The sequence below is a fragment of the Acidocella sp. KAb 2-4 genome (assembly GCF_020567705.1).
Taxonomy (GTDB): domain Bacteria; phylum Pseudomonadota; class Alphaproteobacteria; order Acetobacterales; family Acetobacteraceae; genus Acidocella.
Genome location: NZ_JAJDJU010000003.1, coordinates 83,678 through 104,312 on the forward strand (window position 1 = coordinate 83,678; position 20,635 = coordinate 104,312).

At 66.2% G+C, this 20,635-nt stretch carries 17 protein-coding genes; 2 read left to right on the forward strand and 15 right to left on the reverse strand.

The window, feature by feature from the left end; all coding sequences use genetic code 11:
- Positions 1 to 7 precede the first annotated feature (7 nt).
- The 3 genes from LI953_RS03520 to LI953_RS03530 form a co-directional block, all read right to left on the reverse strand.
- Positions 8 to 1,249: an NAD(P)/FAD-dependent oxidoreductase gene (locus tag LI953_RS03520; protein WP_227074649.1), complete on the reverse strand. Its 1,242-nt coding sequence runs from the start codon at positions 1,247 to 1,249 to the stop codon at positions 8 to 10.
- Between the two features lie 101 nt (positions 1,250 to 1,350).
- On the reverse strand, positions 1,351 to 2,967 hold the full coding sequence (locus LI953_RS03525; protein ID WP_227074650.1) for an AMP-binding protein: 1,617 nt from the start codon (positions 2,965 to 2,967) through the stop codon (positions 1,351 to 1,353).
- A gap of 118 nt (positions 2,968 to 3,085) precedes the next feature.
- Positions 3,086 to 4,843 (reverse strand): acyl-CoA dehydrogenase, encoded by a 1,758-nt coding sequence (locus LI953_RS03530; protein WP_227074651.1) that lies wholly within the window; start codon positions 4,841 to 4,843, stop codon positions 3,086 to 3,088.
- Positions 4,844 to 4,981: 138 nt separating this feature from the next.
- Between LI953_RS03530 and LI953_RS03535 the strand changes: the two genes are divergently transcribed.
- On the forward strand, positions 4,982 to 5,611 hold the full coding sequence (locus LI953_RS03535; protein ID WP_227074652.1) for a TetR/AcrR family transcriptional regulator: 630 nt from the start codon (positions 4,982 to 4,984) through the stop codon (positions 5,609 to 5,611).
- A 139-nt stretch (positions 5,612 to 5,750) separates the two neighbouring features.
- Entirely contained in the window at positions 5,751 to 6,062 is a 312-nt protein-coding gene (locus LI953_RS03540; RefSeq protein ID WP_227074653.1) for a 2Fe-2S iron-sulfur cluster-binding protein, read from the forward strand.
- On the opposite strand, the gene LI953_RS03545 is transcribed toward LI953_RS03540, so the two are convergent.
- From LI953_RS03545 to dmpG, 12 genes are all read right to left on the reverse strand, one after another.
- A complete protein-coding gene (locus tag LI953_RS03545; protein ID WP_227074654.1) occupies positions 6,059 to 7,462 on the reverse strand; it encodes a sigma 54-interacting transcriptional regulator in 1,404 nt (467 codons plus the stop codon). The two genes, LI953_RS03540 and LI953_RS03545, sit on opposite strands and share 4 nt — an antisense overlap.
- Entirely contained in the window at positions 7,462 to 8,577 is a 1,116-nt protein-coding gene (locus tag LI953_RS03550; RefSeq protein WP_227074655.1) for a hypothetical protein, read from the reverse strand. Before LI953_RS03550 ends, LI953_RS03545 begins: the two co-directional genes overlap by 1 nt.
- A gap of 72 nt (positions 8,578 to 8,649) precedes the next feature.
- Positions 8,650 to 9,381 (reverse strand): type 1 glutamine amidotransferase, encoded by a 732-nt coding sequence (locus tag LI953_RS03555; protein WP_227074656.1) that lies wholly within the window; start codon positions 9,379 to 9,381, stop codon positions 8,650 to 8,652.
- Positions 9,381 to 10,586, reverse strand: a complete 1,206-nt coding sequence (locus LI953_RS03560; RefSeq protein ID WP_227074657.1) for a cytochrome P450 — start codon at positions 10,584 to 10,586, stop codon at positions 9,381 to 9,383. The genes LI953_RS03555 and LI953_RS03560 overlap by 1 nt, the downstream gene beginning before the upstream one ends.
- A gap of 64 nt (positions 10,587 to 10,650) precedes the next feature.
- On the reverse strand, positions 10,651 to 12,141 hold the full coding sequence (locus LI953_RS03565) for a glutamine synthetase family protein (RefSeq protein ID WP_227074658.1): 1,491 nt from the start codon (positions 12,139 to 12,141) through the stop codon (positions 10,651 to 10,653).
- Between the two features lie 21 nt (positions 12,142 to 12,162).
- The gene (locus LI953_RS03570; RefSeq protein WP_227074659.1) at positions 12,163 to 13,491 is read right to left on the reverse strand and encodes a glutamine synthetase; all 1,329 of its coding nucleotides are present in this window, start codon (positions 13,489 to 13,491) and stop codon (positions 12,163 to 12,165) included.
- Between the two features lie 59 nt (positions 13,492 to 13,550).
- The gene (locus LI953_RS03575) at positions 13,551 to 15,044 is read right to left on the reverse strand and encodes an APC family permease (protein WP_227074660.1); all 1,494 of its coding nucleotides are present in this window, start codon (positions 15,042 to 15,044) and stop codon (positions 13,551 to 13,553) included.
- A gap of 387 nt (positions 15,045 to 15,431) precedes the next feature.
- The gene (gene katG / locus LI953_RS03580; RefSeq protein WP_227074661.1) at positions 15,432 to 17,603 is read right to left on the reverse strand and encodes a catalase/peroxidase HPI; all 2,172 of its coding nucleotides are present in this window, start codon (positions 17,601 to 17,603) and stop codon (positions 15,432 to 15,434) included.
- Positions 17,604 to 17,830: 227 nt separating this feature from the next.
- Positions 17,831 to 18,640 (reverse strand): alpha/beta fold hydrolase, encoded by an 810-nt coding sequence (locus LI953_RS03585; RefSeq protein ID WP_227074662.1) that lies wholly within the window; start codon positions 18,638 to 18,640, stop codon positions 17,831 to 17,833.
- Complete coding sequence (locus tag LI953_RS03590) at positions 18,637 to 18,828, reverse strand: 2-hydroxymuconate tautomerase (protein ID WP_227074663.1); 192 nt, start codon at positions 18,826 to 18,828, stop codon at positions 18,637 to 18,639. Before LI953_RS03590 ends, LI953_RS03585 begins: the two co-directional genes overlap by 4 nt.
- A gap of 2 nt (positions 18,829 to 18,830) precedes the next feature.
- A complete protein-coding gene (locus LI953_RS03595; RefSeq protein WP_227074664.1) occupies positions 18,831 to 19,604 on the reverse strand; it encodes a 2-keto-4-pentenoate hydratase in 774 nt (257 codons plus the stop codon).
- The gene (dmpG, locus tag LI953_RS03600) at positions 19,601 to 20,635 is read right to left on the reverse strand and encodes a 4-hydroxy-2-oxovalerate aldolase (protein WP_227074665.1); all 1,035 of its coding nucleotides are present in this window, start codon (positions 20,633 to 20,635) and stop codon (positions 19,601 to 19,603) included. Before dmpG ends, LI953_RS03595 begins: the two co-directional genes overlap by 4 nt.

Sequence of the window (20,635 nt, forward strand, 5' to 3'; positions counted from 1 at the left end):
GCGGCGCTCAGCTCAGCGATTTCAACTCCACCGCGCTGTCAGCCAGCAGCGCGGGGGCGGGCGACAGCTTGTTGGTGACGAAGCGCTTGGCCTGGTTGAATTCCGCGATGGCGTTGACGCAATCGGCGGCGATCACGCGGCCCTCCTTGAGGTAGAAGGCAACGAAGCCTTCGGGCGTGCGCGGGGCGCGCAGCACCACTTGGTCGTGTCCCTGAGACAGCCCGACCGATTGCAGCTTGAGATTATACTGGTCCGACCAGAACCACGGCACGGCGTTATAGGCCGAGGGGGCGCCGTTGAGCACCGAGGCGGCGACGCGCGCGTGCTCGGTGGCGTTGGGCACTGATTCCAGCCGCGCGCGCTGGCCGGTGAAGGGCAGGGGGAAATTGGCGCAATCGCCAATGGCCAGGATGTCCGGGTCGGAGCTCTGGCAGAATTCGTCCACCACCACGCCGTTATTCACTTCCAGCCCGGCGGCCTGGGCCAGTTCCACATTCGGCACCAGCCCCGCGGCCACCAGCACGAGATCGGCCGGAAGCGCCGCCCCGCCCGCGCAGCGCACGGCGCCGACATGGCTCGCATCCCCGGCGGCGGGCAGGAAGGCCTCGACCCCGGTATTGAGGTGGAATTTAACCCCATGCGCGGCATGGGCTTTTTCGTAGAAGGCGGAGAGTTCCGGCCCGGCGACGCGCGCCAGCACGCGCGGGGCGAATTCCACGACATCGACGCTGAGCCCGGTCTTGATCGCCACGGCCGCGACTTCCAGCCCGATATAGCCGGCGCCGACGATCACCAGCCGCTTGCCGGCGGTGAAGGCCGGGCGCAGCGCATCGACATCGGCGATGCTGCGGATGGTGTAGAGCCCGGCCAGATCGCCGCCCGGAATGGGCAGCAGGCGGGCCCGCCCGCCAGTGGCCAGCACCAGCTTGCCGTAGCCCAGCGTGGCGCCGTCTTGCAGGGTCAGCCGGTGGGCGGCGCGGTCGATCGCGGTGACGGTGGTTGAGGGGTGCCAGGCGATCCCGGCTTTTTCGTACGCGGCGGGGGCGCGCAGCAGCAGCGAGTCGACCGTGACCTCGCCCGAGAGAAACGCCTTGGACAGAGGCGGGCGGTGATAAGGCAACACGTTCTCGCTGCTCAGCAGCGCGATGGAACCCGTAAACCCGCCCTGGCGGAGGCGGAACGCGCACTCGCCGCCGGCATGGCTGCCGCCAACGATGACCACATCCGCGCGTCCAGAATTTTCAGACATAACCAACCCTCAAGCCAATTTCGTTGGCATTGGCTGTAACCGAACTGAGGGGGGGCGGCAAGCGCGGCCGGGCACGCCAAGACCCGGCCGCGCGGCGAGGTTTATTGCGGCTGCGCCAGCTTGCGCAGCAGGTGTTTCTGGATCTTGCCGGTGGAGGTTTTCGGCAGCTCGCCAAACACATATTTCTTCGGGATCTTGAAGCCGGCGAGATGCTCGCGGCAGAAGGCGGTGAGTTCGGCCTCGCTCGCCTCCATGCCGTCCTTCAGTGTGATCACCGCCATCGGCACCTCGCCCCATTTCTCGTCGGGCGCGGCGACCACGGCGGCCTCGCGCACTGCGGGGTGGCGGTAGAGCACATCCTCCACTTCCAGCGAGGAAATATTCTCGCCGCCGGAGATGATGATGTCCTTCGAGCGGTCCTTGATCTCGACATAGCCATCGGGGTGCAGCACGCCGAGATCGCCGGTGAGGAACCAGCCGTCGCGAAACGCCTCAGCCGTGGCCTTGGGGTTTTTCAGATAGCCCTTCATCACCACATTGCCGCGGAAGGCCAGCTCGCCCAGCGTCGTGCCATCCATCGGCACCGGCTTGCCGGTGGGGTCGAGGATGGTGAGATCCTCCTGCGTGGCGTTGGGCACGCCTTGGCGGGACATCAGCTTGGCGCGCGTGGTCACGTCCAGCGCCGGCCAGCTCGGCTGGATCTCGCAATTGGCCGACGGGCCGTAGACCTCGGTCAGCCCGTATACGTGATGCACGCGGAAGCCCAGCCGCTCGGTGCCCTCGATGATCGCGCTCGGCGGCGCCGCTCCGGCGGTGGCGACGAGCACGCGATGCGGCAGCGGTTTGCGCTGCGCGGCGGGGGCGTTGATGAGCATGCCGAGCACGATCGGCGCGCCGCACATATGTGTCACGTCATGCCGGGCGATGTGGTCGAAGATCGCCCCGGCCTCGACCTTGCGCAGGCAGACATGGGTGCCGCCAACGGCGGTGACGGCCCAGGTGAGCGTCCAGCCCGAGCAATGGAACATCGGCAGCGTCCACAGATATTTGGCGCTGCGGGTGAGGCCCATGGTGAGCGCGATGCCGACCGCGCCGAGATAGGCGCCGCGATGCGAATACACCACGCCCTTGGGGTTGCCGGTGGTGCCGGAGGTGTAGTTCACCGCGATGGATTTCCACTCATCATCGGGCAGCGCCCAATCGGCGGGGGCGTGCGGGGCGATCCAGTCCTCGTATTCCGGCGCGCCCATGGTCAGCCCGGCGGGCGCGGCCTCGTCGGCGATTTCCACCACCGGGATGGCGTGCCCGATCTCGGCCAAGGCGGCCTGGGCCTTGGGCGCCCATTCGCGGTCGACCAGGAACAGCTTGGCCTCGGCGTGTTCCAGGATGAAGGCGATGGCCGAGGGGTCGAGCAGCGTGTTGATCATGCACAGCACCGCGCCGGCCAGGGGCGCGGCGTAATGCGCCTCCAGCGGCACCGGGCCATTGGGCGAGAGCACGGCCACGCACTCGCCGGGCTTGACCCCGGCGGCGGCGATGGCGCTGGCGAATTTGCGGACTCGCCCGGCGAATTCCGCGTAGGTGTAGCGGCGGTCGTGATGCGTGACGGCGAGCTTTTCGGGGAACACCAGCTCCGCCCGGCGCAGGAAGCTGAGCGGCGAGAGCGGTACGTAATTCGCCGGGTTTTTGTCGAGATCGGTTTCGAAGATTGCGGTCATGGCGTCGTTCATCTTGGGGTCCCTCATCCCTGGCTGCGCGGCCTTGGCGATATTCTGTTGTGGTTGGCCGCCGGGTTGGCGCAGCTCAGCGCCATTTCTCGGCGGTGGCAAGCCTGTGTTAAAACAGCTCGACGGGGAGCTGCATCAGCGGCGCGGCACCATCGCCAATGCTGGCCTCCAGCGCCGTGGTCTGCGGCAACAGCCGCCCGGCGAAGACCCGCGCCAGCGCCAGCTTGGCGGTGTGCAGCGGCGTCTCGCCGCCGCTCTTGGCGGTGGCGGCCATGCGCGCCCACATCCAGCCAAAGCAGACCAGCGCGAACATGCGCAGATAATCGCAGGCGGCGGCGCCGGTTTCGGCGGCGTCGGCGGTGCGGCCTTGCAGCCACGTGGTGGTGGCGCGCAGCCGTGTCAGGGCCTGCTCCACGGGCTCCACGATGTCGTCGAGGCCGCCCGCTTTCCGGCTCTGCGCCAGATCGGCGGCGACCATGTCGAAGAACTCATGCACCAGCTTGCCGTCTTCGAGGCCGAGCTTGCGCCCGACCAGATCATGCGCCTGCACGCCGTTGGTGCCTTCGTAGATCTGGGTGATGCGGGCATCGCGCACGAATTGCTCCATGCCCCATTCATGCACATAGCCGTGCCCGCCGAACACTTGCTGCGCGATCACCGTGGCCTCGAAGCCGAAATCGGTGAAGGCGGCCTTGATCACCGGGGTGAGCAGCGAGACCAGCGCGTCGGCCTTGGCGCGGGTCGCGGCGTCGGGGTGGTGCTCGGAGATGTCCATGCGCATCGCGGTCCACACCGCCAGGGCGCGCCCTGCCTCGACGAAGCCGCGCACGGAGAGTAGCATGCGCCGCACATCGGCATGGCCGATGATCGGGGCGGGGGCGCTCGCCGCGCCGGGGGCGCGGCCTTGCAGGCGCTCCTTGGCGTAGGCGGCGGCCTTCAGATAGGCGGCGTGGGCGATGCCCAGCCCCTGCAGGCCGACGAATAAGCGCTCGGCGTTCATCATGGTGAACATCGCGTTCAGGCCGCGGCCCGGCTCGCCCACCAGCCAGCCCGTGGCGCCGTCATAATTCATCACGCAGGTCGGCTGCGCGTGGATGCCCATCTTGTGCTCCAGCGCGCCGACCGAGAAGCTGTTGCGCGCGCCCAGGCCGCCATCGGCGTTGAGCAGGAATTTCGGCACCAGGAACAGCGAGATGCCCTTCACCCCGGCGGGGGCATCCGGCAGGCGGGCCAGCACCAGATGGATGACATTGCCGCCGAAATCATGGTCGCCGGAGGAGATGAAGATTTTCGTGCCGGTGACGGCGTAGCTGCCATCGCCATTCGGCACCGCCTTGGAGCGCAGCAGGCCGAGATCGGTGCCCGCGTTGGACTCGGTGAGCGCCATGGCGCCGGTCCATTCGCCGGAGATCATCTTCGGCAGCCAGGTTTGCTTCAGGTCATCCGAGGCATGCGCGGCGATGGCCTCGACGGCGCCGCGGGTGAGGCCGGGGAACAGGCCGAAGGAGAGATTGGCGCCGGAGAGCATCTCATCGACCAGGAATTGCAGCGTGCGCGGCAGGCCCTGGCCGCCATATGCGGGCGCGGCGGAAAGGCCGCACCAGCCGCCCTCGGCAAAGGCGGCATAGGCCGCGGGGAAGCCCGGCGGGGTGGTGACTTCGCCATTTTCCAGCTTGGCGCCGGTGGCGTCGCCAGGCAGGTTGAGCGGCGCCAGCACCGCGGCGCAGAAGCGCCCAGCTTCCTCCAGCAGGGTGAGGGCGAGGTCGGTGTCGAAGCCTTGCTCGGCGAAGAGCGGGGTGAGTTCGCTGATATCGAGCGCCTGGGTGAGGAGAAAACGCAGATCGTCAATCGGCGGGGTGTAGCTCATGGCGGAGACCTCCTTGCTGAATTTCCTGACTGGATTTTCGGCGCCGCGCTTCTTCCGGCCGCGGCCGGAAGGGGCTATGTATCAAACGATCGTTACAGTCAAGCGGGAGCGCGCTTGGCGGCGAGGAGGGGGTGAATTATGAACGGAAAGATGACCGCCAAGCCCGCGCCGCGCCGGCGCCCAAAAGCCGCCCCCAAGCCCGCCGCCCCCGCCGCGCCGGTGAGCCCGCGCGCGCAGGACATCTATAACGCCGCCGCCGCGCTATTTGCCGAGCGGGGTTATCACGGCACCTCGGTGCGCGATATCGGTGAGCGGGTGGGGCTGCTGGGCGGTTCGCTGTATCATCACATCAAATCCAAAGAGGCGCTGTTCGTGGCGATCCATAACACCGCCCTGCGCCGCGCCGCGGACAAGATCGAGGCCGCCATTGCCGGGCTGGAATCGCCCTGGGCGCGGCTGGAGGCGGCCAGCGTCACCCTGGCGGAGTTGCAGCTTGATCCGGCCTCCGTGACGATGCCGCTGATGAACGAGTTTTTTCAGTTGCCGCCGGAACTGCGCGCCCAGCTCATCGCCACGCGCGACGATTTTGAGGCGCTGTTCGACCGGCTGGTGCAGGCGCTGGACCTGCCCGCGGAGATCGACCCGAAGATCTACCGCATCTGCCTGCTCACTCAGCTCAACAGCCTGTGCCATTGGTACCGGCCGGGCAAATATACGCCGGCCGAGATCGGGCATGAGGTGATGAAGATCTTCCGCCCTCGCGCATGAGCGGCGTTTTTTGCAGCATCCGTTGCATTTTTGCAGCGGCGGGGGCGCGCAAGCCGCGCCGCGCGCGGGTTTCGCGCTGGCATGGCGTTTGCTAATTTTTCAGGACAAATTCATATCCATAACCAATGAGGACGATCCTTTGCCCGAGATTATTGTTACCGACCGCGCCGGCACCGTGCACAACCTGAAGGCCGCGCCTGGCCAGACTCTGATGGAAGCCATCCGTGATAACGGCATTTACGACATCAAGGCCCTATGCGGGGGCAGCTGCTCCTGCGCCACCTGCCATGTGTATGTGGACAGCGCCGCGCCGCTGGCGCCGATGAGCGATGATGAGAACGACCTGCTGGATGGCACCGATCACCGCCAGGCGAATTCGCGCCTCTCGTGCCAGATCAAGCTCGATGGCCTGGGCAGCGATTTGCGCGCCGTGATTGCGCCCGAGGATTAATCCTCGGCGCCGCGGCGCAGCTTGCGGATCAGCGTCGCGCTGTCGATGCCCAGATGCCGCGCCGCTTCGCGTTTTGAGACATGGCGGGTGATCGCGTCGCGGATCACCCGCTCCTCGAACATGGCCGTCATCTCTTTCAGATGCCCGGTTGCGGCCTCTGGCGTGAGGCCGGGGGGCGTCGGTGCGTCGGTGCTGAGCAGCGCCGCGGCGAGATGCGCGGGCGTCGCGATTTCATCGGCGACGATGTCCAGATAATCGATCAGGCTGGAGAGTTCGCGCACATTGCCGGGGAACTCCGCCGCCAGCAGCGCCGTGCGGCAGGCCGCCGAGAGCTTCAGCCGTGGCCGCCGCCCGGTATTCACCCGCGCAAGGATGGCGTCGAGTAGCGCCTCCTTGTCCGACCGTTCGCGCAGCGGCGGGATCGCCACCGGGAAGGTGGCGATGCGGTAAAACAGATCGCCCCGGAACGTGCCTTGCGCGATCATGCCGCGCAGGTCGCGGTTGGTGGCGGTGATGACCGTGGTCTCGATGCGCTTGCTGAGCGCCGAGCCGACCGGCTGGATCGTGCTGTCCTCAAGGAATTTCAGCAATTTCGCCTGGGAGGAGAGGGGGATCTCGCCGACCTCGTCGAGGAACAGCGTGCCGCCCTTGGCGCTCTCGATATAGCCGCGCTTGCCTGCCTGCAGCGCGCCGGTGAAGGCGCCGCGCTCATAGCCAAACATTTCTGACTCGAACAGGGTTTCCGGAATCGAGCTGCAATTCACATGCACGAAAGGGGCATCGCGCCCGGCGGCGAGATTGTGGATGTGCCGGGCGATGGCGGTTTTGCCGACGCCGGATTCGCCGAGCAGCAGGATGCGCACCCGCCGGCGATAGGCGCGCGCGGCGCGCTCCACCTGCTCCTCCAGCGCGGCGGGGAACAGCAGCTCCGGTCCCTCGGCTCCGCGCCCGGTTTTGCCCGTGCCGCGCGGGGCGGCGTCCGGCGCCTCGGGCGGGCGCACGATGTAGACGACATAGCCGGTGGCGGTATCGTTGGCGGCGAGGATTTTGCGCAGCACGGGCAGGCTGCGCCCGTCGGCCTGCGCGGTCAGCGTCGCCCGGCCGTCGCTGCGCCCGCCAGCGGCGAAGCTCTCCTGCAACTCCCACCCGGCGCGGCGCAGAAACCGCGCGAAGGGCAGGCGCTCGCTCTCGGCGGAGGTGATGCGGGCGAGGCGCTCCATCGCGCCGTTGAGCAGCACCACGTTCTCGTCGGCATCAACGACGATCAACGGGTCGGGCAGCAGCCCGGCCACGGCGCGGAAGGCAGGGGTCTCCAGCAGCGCCGTGATCGCCCCCTCCGAGACCGCCTCCTGCCCGCGGATGCCGAGGCGGAAGGGGCTGATTTCATTCTGTTTGGTCATCAGCCCCCGTTGGCGCCGGGTTGCAGCAGCAGCAGCGTTACCGCGCCATGGGCGGGGTCGTGCGCCGGATGCGCGGTGGCCAGGAATTCGCGCCGCACCCCGCCCGCCGAAGGCAGCACCCAGCTGCGCCGCTTCCGGCTCGTGGTGGCATGGGCGAGGATGCGCCGCAGCGCCGCCGCGCCCGGCCCGGAGGCGGGGAACAGCGCGTCGCACGCCGCGTTGTGCCAGAGCACCTGGCCCTGCGGGCCGAGCAGCAGGGCGGGGTCGGGGAAGGTGTCAAACAGCGCGCCCAGCCCTGGCTGGCCGAGATGCGCGCCATTGGCATGCCGGCAATTGCCCCAGATGCGGTAGAGGTAATTCTCGCGGATCTCGGCGCGGACATCGTTTTCGAGGTTGACCGTGGTGCCGTCATAGCGCCGGTCGGAGGAGATCGCGGCGTCGATCCGGTAGTCGGAATCGATGATCTGGCCGACGAAGGCTTCGTTTTCGGGCGTGCGCGGCCAGTAGAGCCGCACGTCGAAGGCGCGGAATTCCGCGCTGCTGGGAAGCTGGTACAGAGCCTGCATGGCCGGGTTGGCGATGCGCCAGAGCGAGCGGTTGGCGAAGATCTGGTCCACCACCTCGGCGCGCGGGCGGTTGATGTCCACCGGCTCCAGGAACTCGATGCACCAATGCGCCTCCGAGGCGTCGGCGATGACGCGGCTGAACAATTTGTTGTCGGCCTGCAAATCGTCATAGGTCTGGCCGACATGGCCAAGAGGGATCTTGGTCAGCCGGAAATGCGGCGCTCCGGCATGGGCGAGCTTGCGGCAGCGGGCGAGGGTGCGCAGTTCGCGCCCGCCGCGCCCAAGCAGGGTGAGTTCGAGCGTGGTCACGAAGCCCTCGGGGAGGAAGCGGCCCAGCAGCTCGCGCAGCGCCTCGGCCGAGGCTGGGGTGTAGCAGGCTTCCACCGTCAGCCCCGCCGCCGCCTCGGGCGTCATCCCGAGCGCCTCGGCCTGGGTCGCGCTCACCCAGCCGATCTGGCCCGCCGTGTCGATGATATCGATCAGCAGATCTTCTGCCACCTCATCCCCGCCCGGCAGGTCCACCAGTTTCTCCTCGTGACGCTTCCTCAACACAGCACCTCGCGGCATTGGCTCAGTATACGCGGCAAAATGCCGGGTGGCGACCCGGCATCGCGCCAGGCATCAGGCGGGGGTGAATGTCTCCAGGCTGTGCCGGAGGAAATTCTCCACCATGCGCTGACAATCGGGAATGAAACTGTAGCGCCGGGATTGTTCCGGGTCGATCTCGGCCCAGCAGGTGGCCATGCGGTCGCAGGTCGTCTCGGGGTGGAATTGCACGGAGACCCAGTTGCCGCCGTAATCCAGCGCCGCGCAGGGCAGGCCGGGGCGCGAGGCGAGGATAGAGGCGCCTGGAGGGGCGAGGTCTACATGGTCGAAATTGCCGAAGAAGAAGGGCGAAGCTTCGGTGAACCCGTTGAACAGCCAATGTGCGCGCCCGGCTTCGGTGCGGGTGACGGGCAGGCTGCCCACCACCGGCCCCTCGGGGCGCTTGCCGACATGCCCGCCGAGTACCACGGCCATTTGCTGGTGCCCGCCGCAAATGCCCATCAGCGGCTTGCCGGTCGGGCGCCAGGCGGCGAGCCATTTCTGGATCTCGCGCTGCCAGGGGTAGTCGTCATGCACCGAGGCGAAGCTGCCGCCGAGTACCGCCACGTCGTAATCGAGCGAGATGTCCTCGCCCTCATGCGCCGAGACGCCGACATATTCGAAGGCCTCAGCGAGCCCGGCAGAGTCGAGCAGCGCCTTGAAGCCGATGGTCTCATCATCGCCGCCCAGCACGCGCACCCATTTGGATTTATCATAAGAGCCCGGGTGCGCGAACTGCGCGATATAGGCGAGGCGGGGTTTGCGCATCAGGCGACCCCCGCGCGGCGGTCGAACTTGATGGGCAGTGAGAGCGGCCCGGTATTGCCGCTATCGGGCAGCCACACCGCATCGCCATCGTTGCGCAGATTGGTGACGCGCGCTGGCCACACGCGCAGCACCACCGCCATGTCGGAGCGGGCGACGGCGTGGCCGAGGCAGTGATGCGCGCCCATGCCAAAGCCGAAATGCAGCGGCCGGCGCGCGGCGATGTCGAAGCCCGGATTCTCGACGACGCGCGGGTCGGAACCAGCGGATTCCGAGAAGAGATGCACGGTGGTGCCGGCCTTGATGGGCAGCCCCTGGAATTCGAAATCCTCCACCGCCTCGCGCGTCACCCAGGTTACGGTCGGGCGTACGCGCATCACCTCTTCCACCGCCTGGGCGGAAAGATCGGGGGTCTTGGCCAGCAGCTCCCACTGGTCCGGATGGTCGATGAAGGTCTGGATGGCGAGGCCGAGCTGGTTGCGGGTGGTGTCGATGCCGCCGAAGATCGCGAGCACGATGATGTCGAGCAACTCGGAATCGCTCAACGCGCCGTCATTGTCGGAGGCTTGCACGAGCTGGGTGAGGAAATCCTCGCCTGGATTGGTGCGGCGCTCGCGGATGATCTCGCGGGAATAATCGAACATCGCGGTGGTCGCCGCGTCCACGATCTTCTGGTCGCGCTTGTAGTTCACGCCCAGCGCCATGCCCATCTGCGTTGCCCAGTCGGCGATCATCCGCCAATCCTCGGCACGGGTGCCGAGCAGCATGCAGATCACGCGGGTGGCGTAGGGCTCGGAGAAATCGCCCATGAATTCGCAACGGCCTTCGTTGATGTAGCCATCGAGCAGCTCATTGGCCAGCGCGTCGAAGCGCGGTGTCAGGTTCTTCAGCAGCTTGGGCGTGAAGGCGGCCATGATCAGCTTGCGCAGGCGCATGTGATCCGCGCCTTCCTTGTTGAGCAGGATATTGTCCCACCAGGTCTTGAAGGCGCCGTTATTCACATCGTTGTGCGCGGGCCAGGCGTAGCTGCCCTGGCGCAGATGCGGGTCCTTGATCAGGGCGTTGACCTCGTTATAGCGCAGGATCGCCAGACCATAGGGCGTGCGCGCATACCAGTTGCGTTCGCGCGCGTCGCGCACCGCCTGCGAGCGGATCGAGAAGCTGGGATCGGCGACGTTGAGGAAATCGGCATCCAATGTGGCACTCATGGCAAACCTCTTAGGCAGGAGCGGGGAAAAACCGGAGCGGCGGGGCCGCTCCGGAACGTGGGATTTAGGGGATCGCTTCCAGGTAACGGTTGAAGTCCCATTCGGTGACGGTGGAGATGAAGCGCTCCCATTCGTCGCGCTTGAGCTCCATGAAGACGCGCGACATGTCGCCGGGCAGCGCGCTCATGATCACCTCGTCGGCCTCCAGCGCCGAGAGCGCGGCGCCGAGATCGGTCGGCAGGCGCTTCACCTGCTTGCCGGCTTCCATCGCCTCATAGATGTTGCGCTGCTCCGGCTGGCCGGGGTCGCGCTTATTGGTCAGGCCGTCATCGAAGGCCTTCAACAGCGCGCCGCCCATCAGATACGGGTTCACCAGGCTGTCCACCGCGCGGTATTCCACGCGCCCCGGGGCGGAGACGCGGATGCCGACGGTGCGGTTCTGCATGCCCCAATCGGCGTAAACCGGCGCCCAGTAGCCGAGGTCGGACATGCGGCGATAGGAGTTGACGGTGGAGGAGCCGAGCGCGGTGAGCGCGGGCAGATGCTCGATCATGCCGCCGATGCAGTGCAGGCCGGTTTGCGTCGGCATCCATTCGCCAGTCGGGCGCAGGAACTCGTTGGTGCCGCCCTTGCGATAGCTGAACATCTCGTCCATGCCCGGCAATGCGCCGTCGTGTTCCAGCCGGTTCAGCTTGTTCTCGCCGGCCGACCACAGCGAGACATTATGATGGCAGCCATTGGCCGACACGCCCATGAACGGCTTGGTCATGAAGGTGGCGATCAGGTTGAACTCACGCGCCACCTGCGCGCAAATCTGGCGGTAGGTGACGAGACGGTCGGCGTTGCGCAGCACGTCGTCGTACATGATGTTGAGCTCGAGCTGGCCGGGCGCGTCTTCATGGTCGCCCTGAATCATGTCCAGCCCCATGGCGCGGGCGTAGTCATGCACGCGCATGATTACCGGCGAGAGCTGCTCGAACTGGTCGATGTGATAGGCGTAGGGCTTGGTGACGCCGCCATTCGCCTTGCCGTTTTCATCGCGCTTCAGCCACATCATCTCCGGCTCGCAGCCCACGCGCAGCTCCATGCCGTGCTTGGCCTTGAAGGCCTCATGGATGCGCCGCAGATTGCCGCGGCAATCGGAGGTCAGGAAGGCGCCGGCATCGACATCCTCCTCGCGGTGGCGGAACAGCGTGCAGAACACGCGGCCCACGCGCTTGTTCCAGGGCAGCTGTACGAAGGTCTCGGGGTCGGGCAGCGCCACCAGCTCGGCGGCGTTGGAGGGATAGCCGATATAATTGCCGCGGCGGTCGGCGCAGACATCGGCCACCGCGCCGTACCAGAGCTGCACGCCCTTGTTGGCGATGCTCTCCCAGTGCGGGGCGGGCACGGCCTTGCCCATCACGCGCCCGGTGGCGGAGATGAACTGGTAATACACATGGTCGATGCCAAGTTCCTTGATTTTGGCGGCAACCTGGCGCACGCGCTCGGCGCGCAGCGGGTCGGCGATAAAGGCCTCAAGATCGGAGCGATGGGTCTGGGTAACGGCATCCATTTGGAAGTTCCTTTGTGTTTCTTAAGCGGATTCGAAATAACGGGATTTTTCGGCCACACTCACGGCCTTACGCAGCGCCTCGGCCTCGAACAGCCGGGACTCCACGAAGCGGTCCACGAAGGTCGCGCCGAACAGTGTCTTCGCGGTTTCGCTCGCGGCCAGAGCCTGCGCCGCGCTGTAGAGATCGCGCGGCAACGGGGTGAGGCCGGGCAGGGCGGATTCATTGCCGGTGGCCGGCACCGGGGCGGGCGGCTCGATGCGGTTTTCAATGCCCCACAACCCGGCGCCGAGGAAAAAGCTGAGCGCGAGCCAGGGATTGACGTCAGCCGCCGGAATGCGGAACTCCAGGCGCGGATTGGCCAGCGGTTCCGTGACCGCGCGGATGGCGGTGGTGTAGCCGCCCAGGCTCCAAGTGGCGGTGCGCGGCGCCCAGTTGCCGGGCGTCATGCGCCGGTAGGCGTTGACCGTATGCGCGGGTAGCGCCAGCGCCTCTGGCAGCAGCTTCAGCACGCCGCCGACGAAATGCCGCCCGGCCTCGCTGAGCTGGCCTGGCCCGGCCGCGAAGATGTTGTGGCCCTGCGAATCCAGCATCGAAAACTGGATATGGCCCGAGAGGCCCGGCGCCGCCGCGTCCGACTGCGCCATGAAGCAGGCTGACATGTTGCGCTGACGGAAGAACGCCTTGGTCGCGGCCTTGAAGAACATCGCGTCATCGGCCGCGCGCAGCGGGTCGGTATGGCGCAGCGTGGCTTCCAGGCAGCCTTTGCCCAGCTCCATGCCGAGCCCGGCGGTGGTCACGTCCGCCTCGGCGAGCGTTTCCTCAAGCGCTTGAATGAGTGGCGCGTTGATAGCGCCGGAGAGGGTGTCCCAGCAGCGGTTATCCACCGCGAACGGGGTCAGGTCCTGATAGCCCTTCTGGCGCAGCGTGTCGGCGTTTTCCTGAAACACCAGCCACTCGAACTCGAAGGCGGCCTGTGCGGTAAACCCGGCCTTGGCGGCTTTCTCGATCTGGCGGATCAGCACGTTGCGGGTGCTGGTGGCGGCCGAGGGGCCGCTGAAATCGCTCACCACCCAGGCGGCGTCGCGCTCGAACGGGTAGGGGCGGTAGGAGGTTTCGTCGACCGCCACCTCCTCGCTCTGGTAGGGGGCGGCGCCGAACACGTTGTCGGCGGCGTCCCATTTATGCAGCACGTTGCAGAAACTACCGCCCCGGCGCACGCTGGTTTCAAAGGTCTCCCGCGAGATCCGCCGTTCGCGCAGGCCGCCGTCGATGTCTGGCAACACGACGTGAAAGACCTTTGCCGCGCGGGGATCCAGGGCGGGTTTCCCCGCCATGGCCTCGTTCGTCATTCGCTTATCCAGTTCTGTGAGTTTGGAAAGTTTTAGAAAGCGCCTGAAAAGGCGCGGAACTAGTCCGCGCGCAGGTGCAGTTTGGCAGCGTCGCCGTAAGGGGCGGTGCCGCGCAGATAGGGGCGGCCGAGCACCATGTAGAGCAGGCCGGCGCCGCCGATGATGGCAACGGTGAGCGGCATGGACCAGTTGAGGTACCACGCCTCTGACGGCGTGCGCGGCCAAGCCATGTTGATGATGGCGGCAACGCCATAGCCCAGGGCCAGGATGTTCACGAGCCAGGCCCAGCCATTGAGGCGGAACTTGCCAGAGGGCTGCCAGCCGCGGGCGCGGGCGACGAGCGCGGCCACCACCACCATTTGGAAGGCCAGATAGATGCCGATGACCGCGAAGTTGAGCACCGTGGCCAGCGCGTTTTGCAGGAAGTAGCCAATCGCCACGATCGCCGCGGGGGCGAGGCCAGCGATGAGCAGCGAGCCTTCCGGCACGTGCGCGTTCTCGGCCATGCGCGAGAGGAAGCGGCTGCCGATGATCATCTCGTCACGCGCATAGGAGTAGAGCAGGCGGCTCACCGCGGCCTGCAGGCTGAGCGCGCAGGAGATGAACGAGACCATGACGATGACGATCACCGCCTTGGCGCCGAGCGGACCAAAGGCGCTGGTCAGCACGGTGCCGATCGGGTCGGCTTCCTTGCCCGAGATCACGTCGGCCATGTTGGGGATCGACATGATCAGCGCGAGGCAGACGAAGATCGAGGCGCCGACGCCGACATAGATCGTCATGCGCATCGCCTTGGGGATCTCCACGCCCGGGTTCGGGGTTTCTTCGGCCACGTCGCCGCAGGCCTCGAAGCCGTAGCAGCAGAACAGACCCACCAGCGCCGAGGCAAGGAACGCCGGCCAATAGGAACCCGTGCCCTGGATGTTGAAGGTGTTGAACACCACCGAGAGGGGCTGCGCGCGATGCAGGGTGAGCAGGTCGACACCGACGACAATGGCGCCCACGAGCTCGCAGATGAAGCCGAACATGGCCACCTGCGCCAGCAGCTTGGTGCCGCGCATGTTGATGGCGGTGGTCAGCGCCACCAGCACCAGCGCCGCGATGGTGGTGAATGCCGGTGTGGCGTTGACGCCGAACAGCGTGGCGAGGAACGGCCCCGCCCCCAATGCCACGGCGGCGATGGTGGTGAACAGCGCCCAGCCGTAAATCCACCCGGCCATCCAGGCCCAGCGGCGCCCCACGAGGCGGCGCGCCCAGGGGTACAGCCCGCCCGAAATCGGAAACTGCGAGACAACCTCACCAAAGATCAGCGCGACCAGGAATTGGCCAAGCCCGGCGATAACGTAAGACCAGATCATCGGCGGCCCGCCGGCCTGCAGCCCGAAGGCGAAAACCGAATACACGCCCACCACCGGCGACAGATAGGTGAACCCCAAAGCGAAGTTCTGCCACACCGACATGGTGCGGTCGAAGTTCGAGGTATACCCAAGCGCCGCCAGCTGCGCATCGTCAGATGCGACGTGGATCGCATCTATGTGCTTATGTGGCTCCATACTTAACCCCCTTGAACGTTTGTGACACTGACAACACACGGCATTACGCCATGCGCCTAGCGTGCCTCCGCCAAGCCAGCATTTTTGCCGCTGGTCCCGGCGAAGTCTTCCCTCCTGGCTTGCGGCTTCATCGTGCGGGAGCGGGAGCAACCTCCCGCCATACCGCGCCGACTTCGCTACGCACCAGACGCAGGACTGACTTGCAATGCCCGTGCCACTTTGTTTGGCTATTATTTTTCAATGGCTTGAGGAAGATTCTGCAACGCAATAGCGATGCATATTTGCCGATTTGTGATGCGTTTTTGCTTGTTTTTGTTAGAAGCGATATAGCAACAAAAACGCCGCTCCCGGTTGCGCCGGAGGCGGCGTCTTCGCTTGCGGGTTGGATCAGCTCAGATCGAACCGATCGGCGTTCATCACCTTGGTCCAGGCGGCGACGAAATCATGCACGAATTTCGCCTTGGCGTCGTCCTGCGCATAGAGCTCGGCATAGGCGCGCAGGATGGCGTTGGAGCCGAATACGAGATCGACCCGCGTGGCCGTCCACTTCACCGCGCCGCTCTTGCGGTCGCGGATCTCGTAGAGGTTGTTGCCGGCGGGCTTCCACGTATAGGCCATGTCGGTGAGGTTGACGAAGAAATCGGTCGTCAGCGCGCCGGGGCGGTCGGTGAACACGCCGTGCTTGCTGCCGCCATGATTGGCGCCAAGCACGCGCAGGCCGCCCACCAGTACGGTCATCTCGCAGGCAGTGAGGCCCATGAGCTGGGTGCGGTCGAGCATCAGTTCCTCGGGCCGCACGGCGTAATCCTTCTTCAGCCAGTTGCGGTAGCCGTCATGCACCGGCTCCAGCACGTCGAAGGAGTCCGCGTCGGTCATCTCGTCCGTGGCGTCGCCGCGCCCCGGCGCGAATGGCACGCTGACATCGAACCCGGCCGCTTGCGCGGCTTTCTCGAGGCCGACATTGCCGGCGAGCACGATCACGTCCGCCAGGCTTGCCCCCGCCGCGTGGGCGATCGGCCCCAGCGCCGCCAGCACCTTGGCCAGGCGCTGCGGCTCGTTGCCCGCCCAGTCCTTCTGCGGCGCTAGGCGGATGCGCGCACCATTGGCGCCGCCGCGCTTGTCGGAGCCGCGGAAGGTGCGCGCGCTGTCCCACGCCGTGCTGACCAGTTCGGCGATGCTCAGTCCGCTGGCGGCGATCCGCGCCTTCACATGGCCGATATCGTAATTGGTCGGCCCTGGGGGCACCGGGTCCTGCCAGATCAGATCTTCCTTCGGCACATCCGGCCCGACATAGCGCGCCTTCGGCCCCATGTCGCGATGGGTGAGCTTGAACCAGGCGCGGGCGAAGACTTCCGAGAAATAGGCGGGGTCTTTGTAGAAGCGCTCGGAAATCTTGCGGTATTCCGGGTCCATCTTCAGCGCCATGTCGGCGTCGGTCATGATCGGGTTGTAGCGGATCGAGGGATCCTCGACATCAACGGGCTTGTCTTCCTCCTTGATGTTGACCGGCTCCCATTGATGCGCGCCGGCGGGGCTCAGCTTCTGCTCCCACTCGTAATTCAGCAGCAGATGGAAATAGCCGTTATCCCATTTGGTCGGATGCGTGGTCCAGGCACCCTCGATGCCGCTGGTCACGGTGTTGCGGCCAATGCCGCGCGTGGTGTGGTTGACCCAGCCGAGGCCCTGCTCGTCCAGCTCCGCCGCCTCGGGCGCCGGGCCGAGATTGGCGGCTTTGCCATTGCCATGCGCCTTGCCCACGGTGTGGCCGCCCGCGGTGAGCGCCACGGTTTCCTCATCGTTCATCGCCATGCGCGCGAAGGTGATGCGCACATCATGCGCGGTTTTCAGCGGGTCGGGTTTGCCGTCCACGCCTTCGGGGTTCACATAGATCAGCCCCATCATTACCGCCGCCAGCGGGTTTTCGAGATCGCGCTCGCCGGAATAGCGGCTGCCCTCGCTGCCGGTGGGGGCGAGCCATTCCTTTTCCGAGCCCCAATAGGTGTCCTTCTCGGGGTGCCAGATATCCTCGCGCCCGAAGCCGAAGCCGAAGGTTTTCAGCCCCATCGACTCATAGGCCATGGTTCCGGCCAGGATGATCAGATCGGCCCAGCTGATCTTGTTGCCGTATTTCCGCTTGATCGGCCACAGCAGGCGCCGCGCCTTGTCGAGATTCACGTTGTCGGGCCAGGAATTGATCGGTGCGAAACGCTGGTTGCCGCGCCCGGCGCCGCCGCGGCCGTCGGCGATGCGGTAGGTGCCGGCCGAATGCCACGCCATGCGGATCATCAGCCCGCCATAATGGCCCCAATCCGCCGGCCACCACTCCTGGCTGTCGGTCATCAGGGCTTTGACGTCGTTCTTTAGCGCCTCGATATCGAGCTTCTTCAGTTCCTCGCGGTAATCGAACGCGCCGCCGAGCGGGTTCGTCTTGGTGTCGTGCTGGTGCAGGATGTCCAGATTGAGAGCCTTCGGCCACCACTCCGTGTTGGTGGTGCCCATGGAGGTATTAGCCCCATGCATCACCGGGCATTTGCCAGGCTGTGCCGCCGTGTCGTTCATTGCATCTCTCCTTCCCCATGCCAAGCGTCCGGCGAAACCGGCGCTCATCTTGGCGGGCCCAGCATAGTAAGGGCGGGACCATTACGGGAAGCAAAAACACATCGATTTTTATGGAAAATTATAATCGAATCAATCGATTTTTATGGAGACGGAGCGAGGCTCAACGCCTTAGGCAGAAAGCGGCGCGGGGCTGAGCTCCGCCGTGAAGACCTCAGCCCCGGACCAGATTACAGGAATTCGCTGACGAGTTGGTTGAAACGGTCAGTGTGCTCGATCTGCGTCCAATGCCCGCAGCGGCCGAACATGTGCAACTCGGCCTTGGGCAGCAGATTGAACAGCCGCAGGCTCGCCTCTGGCGGGATCACCTGGTCCTCGCGGCCATGGATGACCAGCGCCTCGTGCGGCAGCTTGGCGATCTCCTCCTCGGCGGAGGCAAGGCCATCGACCCCAGCCTGTCGCGGCGCCGGGAACATGGCGGAGAAACTCTCTTGGAAGCCCGGCCGGATGGAGGCCTGGTAGCGCAGCTGCGCCAGCTCGTCATTCACCAGCGCGCGGTCATAGGCGAAGATGTCGAGCAGAGAGCGCATGGTCTCGATCGAGGGCTGGTAGCCCCAAACCGCGTCCAGCCCCGCCGTGATGGGGAAGCTGACGCCAACACTGCCCATCAGCACCAGGCGGCGCACGCGCGCCGGGTGGCGGATGGCGAAAGCCAGGGCCAGCCCGCCGCCGAAGGAGTTGCCGACGAGATCAACCTGGTCCAGCCCGAGCGCATCGAGGAAATCGGCGAGGTGCTGCAACCACAGCGCCTTGCCATACACCGCGCCGGCCGGACGCTCGGTGAAGCCGAAGCCCACCATGTCCGGCGCGATGACGCGGCGTTGCGCGGCCAGCGGCCCGATATTCAGGCGCCAATTGGCCCAGGCGGAGACGCCTGGGCCGGAACCGTGGATCAGCACCGCCGGGAAACCCTCACCCTGGTCGTGGTAATTGGTGAGGATGCCGCCCGCGTTGACGCTTTTCCCGAGTTCGGGGTTCATGACTTTGGCAAGCCCTTAACCTCGCCACCAGCGGCGAAGTGCCAGGCCGGCACTTCGTTGATGATGACGCGGATGGACTCGCGCGGTGCGTTGATGCTCTCGACGATCGCCTCGGTGACGGCCTTGACCATCTTCACCTTCAGCTCGACAGAGCGGCCCTCAATCATGGTGACGTTGACGATCGGCATGATCAGGCCCCCACGGTAAACGACACCGTGCCCAGATTCTGGAACGCGGTGCGGATGTGCTCGCCAACGCTGAGCGAATGCGCGGCGGTGGCGCCACCAGCAAGTACGATATCGCCCGGCATCAGGCTCTCGCCGGCGCGGCCGATCTGGCGGGCGGCCGAGACCAGCGAGCGGATCGGGTTGCCCAGGATGGCGGCGGTGCTGCCAACCTGCACGGCGCGGCCGTTCACTTCCATGACGATGCCGAGATTGGACACGTCCGTGTCCGGCTTCGCCCACGCGCCCACATAGAAGCCCGAGGAGGAGGAGTTGTCGGCGATCACGTCGGGCAGCGAGAACTTGAAGTTCTTGTAGCGGCTGTCGATGATCTCCAGCGCCGGGGCGACGGCTTCCACCGCCGCCAGCGCCTCGGCCGCCGACACATCGCCCGCCAGCGGCTTGCCGATGATGTAGGCAATCTCCGGCTCGACGCGCGGGTGCACATAGCGCTGGTGGGAGAGCACGCCGCCCTCCTCCAGGCGCATGGCGTCGGTCAGGCGGCCCCAGATCACCTCGGACACGCCCACCTGCTGCATCTTGGCGCGCGAGGTGAGGCCCATCTTGTAGCCTGCCCGGCGCTCGCCGCGCGCCCAGCGGCGCTGCACGTTAAGCAGCTGGATCGCATACGCGTCCTCGATCGTCAGATCTGGGTGCGTCTCGATTAGCTGGGTTGCCTCGGTGGCGTTGCGGGCGGCATCGTCCAGCATAGCCGCCAGGACGGAAAGGTTCGCGCTCATGCGGCTTCTCCACGCTGTTTAAGGATGTCGAGGGCGACGTCGATGATCATATCCTCTTGCCCGCCGACCATGCGGCGGCGGCCCAGCTCGGCCAGGATATCACGGGTATCGACGCCGTAGGTCTTGGAGGCGTTCTCGGCGTGGCGCAGGAAGGACGAGTACACGCCCGCATAGCCGAGGCTGAGCGACTCGCGGTCCACGCGCACCGGGCGGTCCTGCAGCGGGCGGACGAGGTCGTCAGCCGCGTCCATCAGCATGAACAGATCACAGCCGCTCTCGATGCCGTAGCGGTCGAGCACCGCGATCAGCGCCTCCAGCGGGGCGTTGCCCGCACCCGCGCCCATGCCCGCCAGCGAGGCGTCCACGCGCACCGCGCCGGCCTTGATGCCAGCCACGGCGTTGGCCACGCCCAGCGTCAGGTTGTGGTGGGTATGCACGCCGATCTCGGTCTCCGGCTTCAGCGCCGCGCGCACCGCGCTCACGCGCTCGGCATATTGCTCGGGCAGCAGGGCGCCGGCGGAATCGGTCACATAGACGCACTCGGCGCCGTAGGACTCCATCAGCTTGGCCTGCTCCACCAGCTTCTCGACTGGCGCCATGTGCGCCATCATCAGGAAGCCGACCGTGTCCATGCCCAGGCCGCGGGCCGCCTCGATATGCTGCTTCGAGACATCCGCCTCGGTGCAGTGCGTGGCGATGCGCACCGAGCGCGCGCCCGCCTCATAGGCGATCTTCAGGTCGTGCACGGTGCCGATGCCCGGCAGCAGCAGGATGGTCGGGATGGCGTGCGTGCACACGCTGGCCACGGCGGCGATCCACTCGGCGTCGTCATGCGCGCCGAAGCCGTAGTTGAAGGTAGAGCCGGTCAGACCGTCGCCATGCGTGATCTCGATGGCGTCGACCTTCGCGGCGTCCAGCGCGCGGGCGATCGCCGTCACCGTATCCAGCGAATATTGGTGGCGGATCGAGTGCATGCCGTCACGCAGCGTGACGTCCTGCACATACAGCTTGTTCTTGTTCGGACGTGCCAT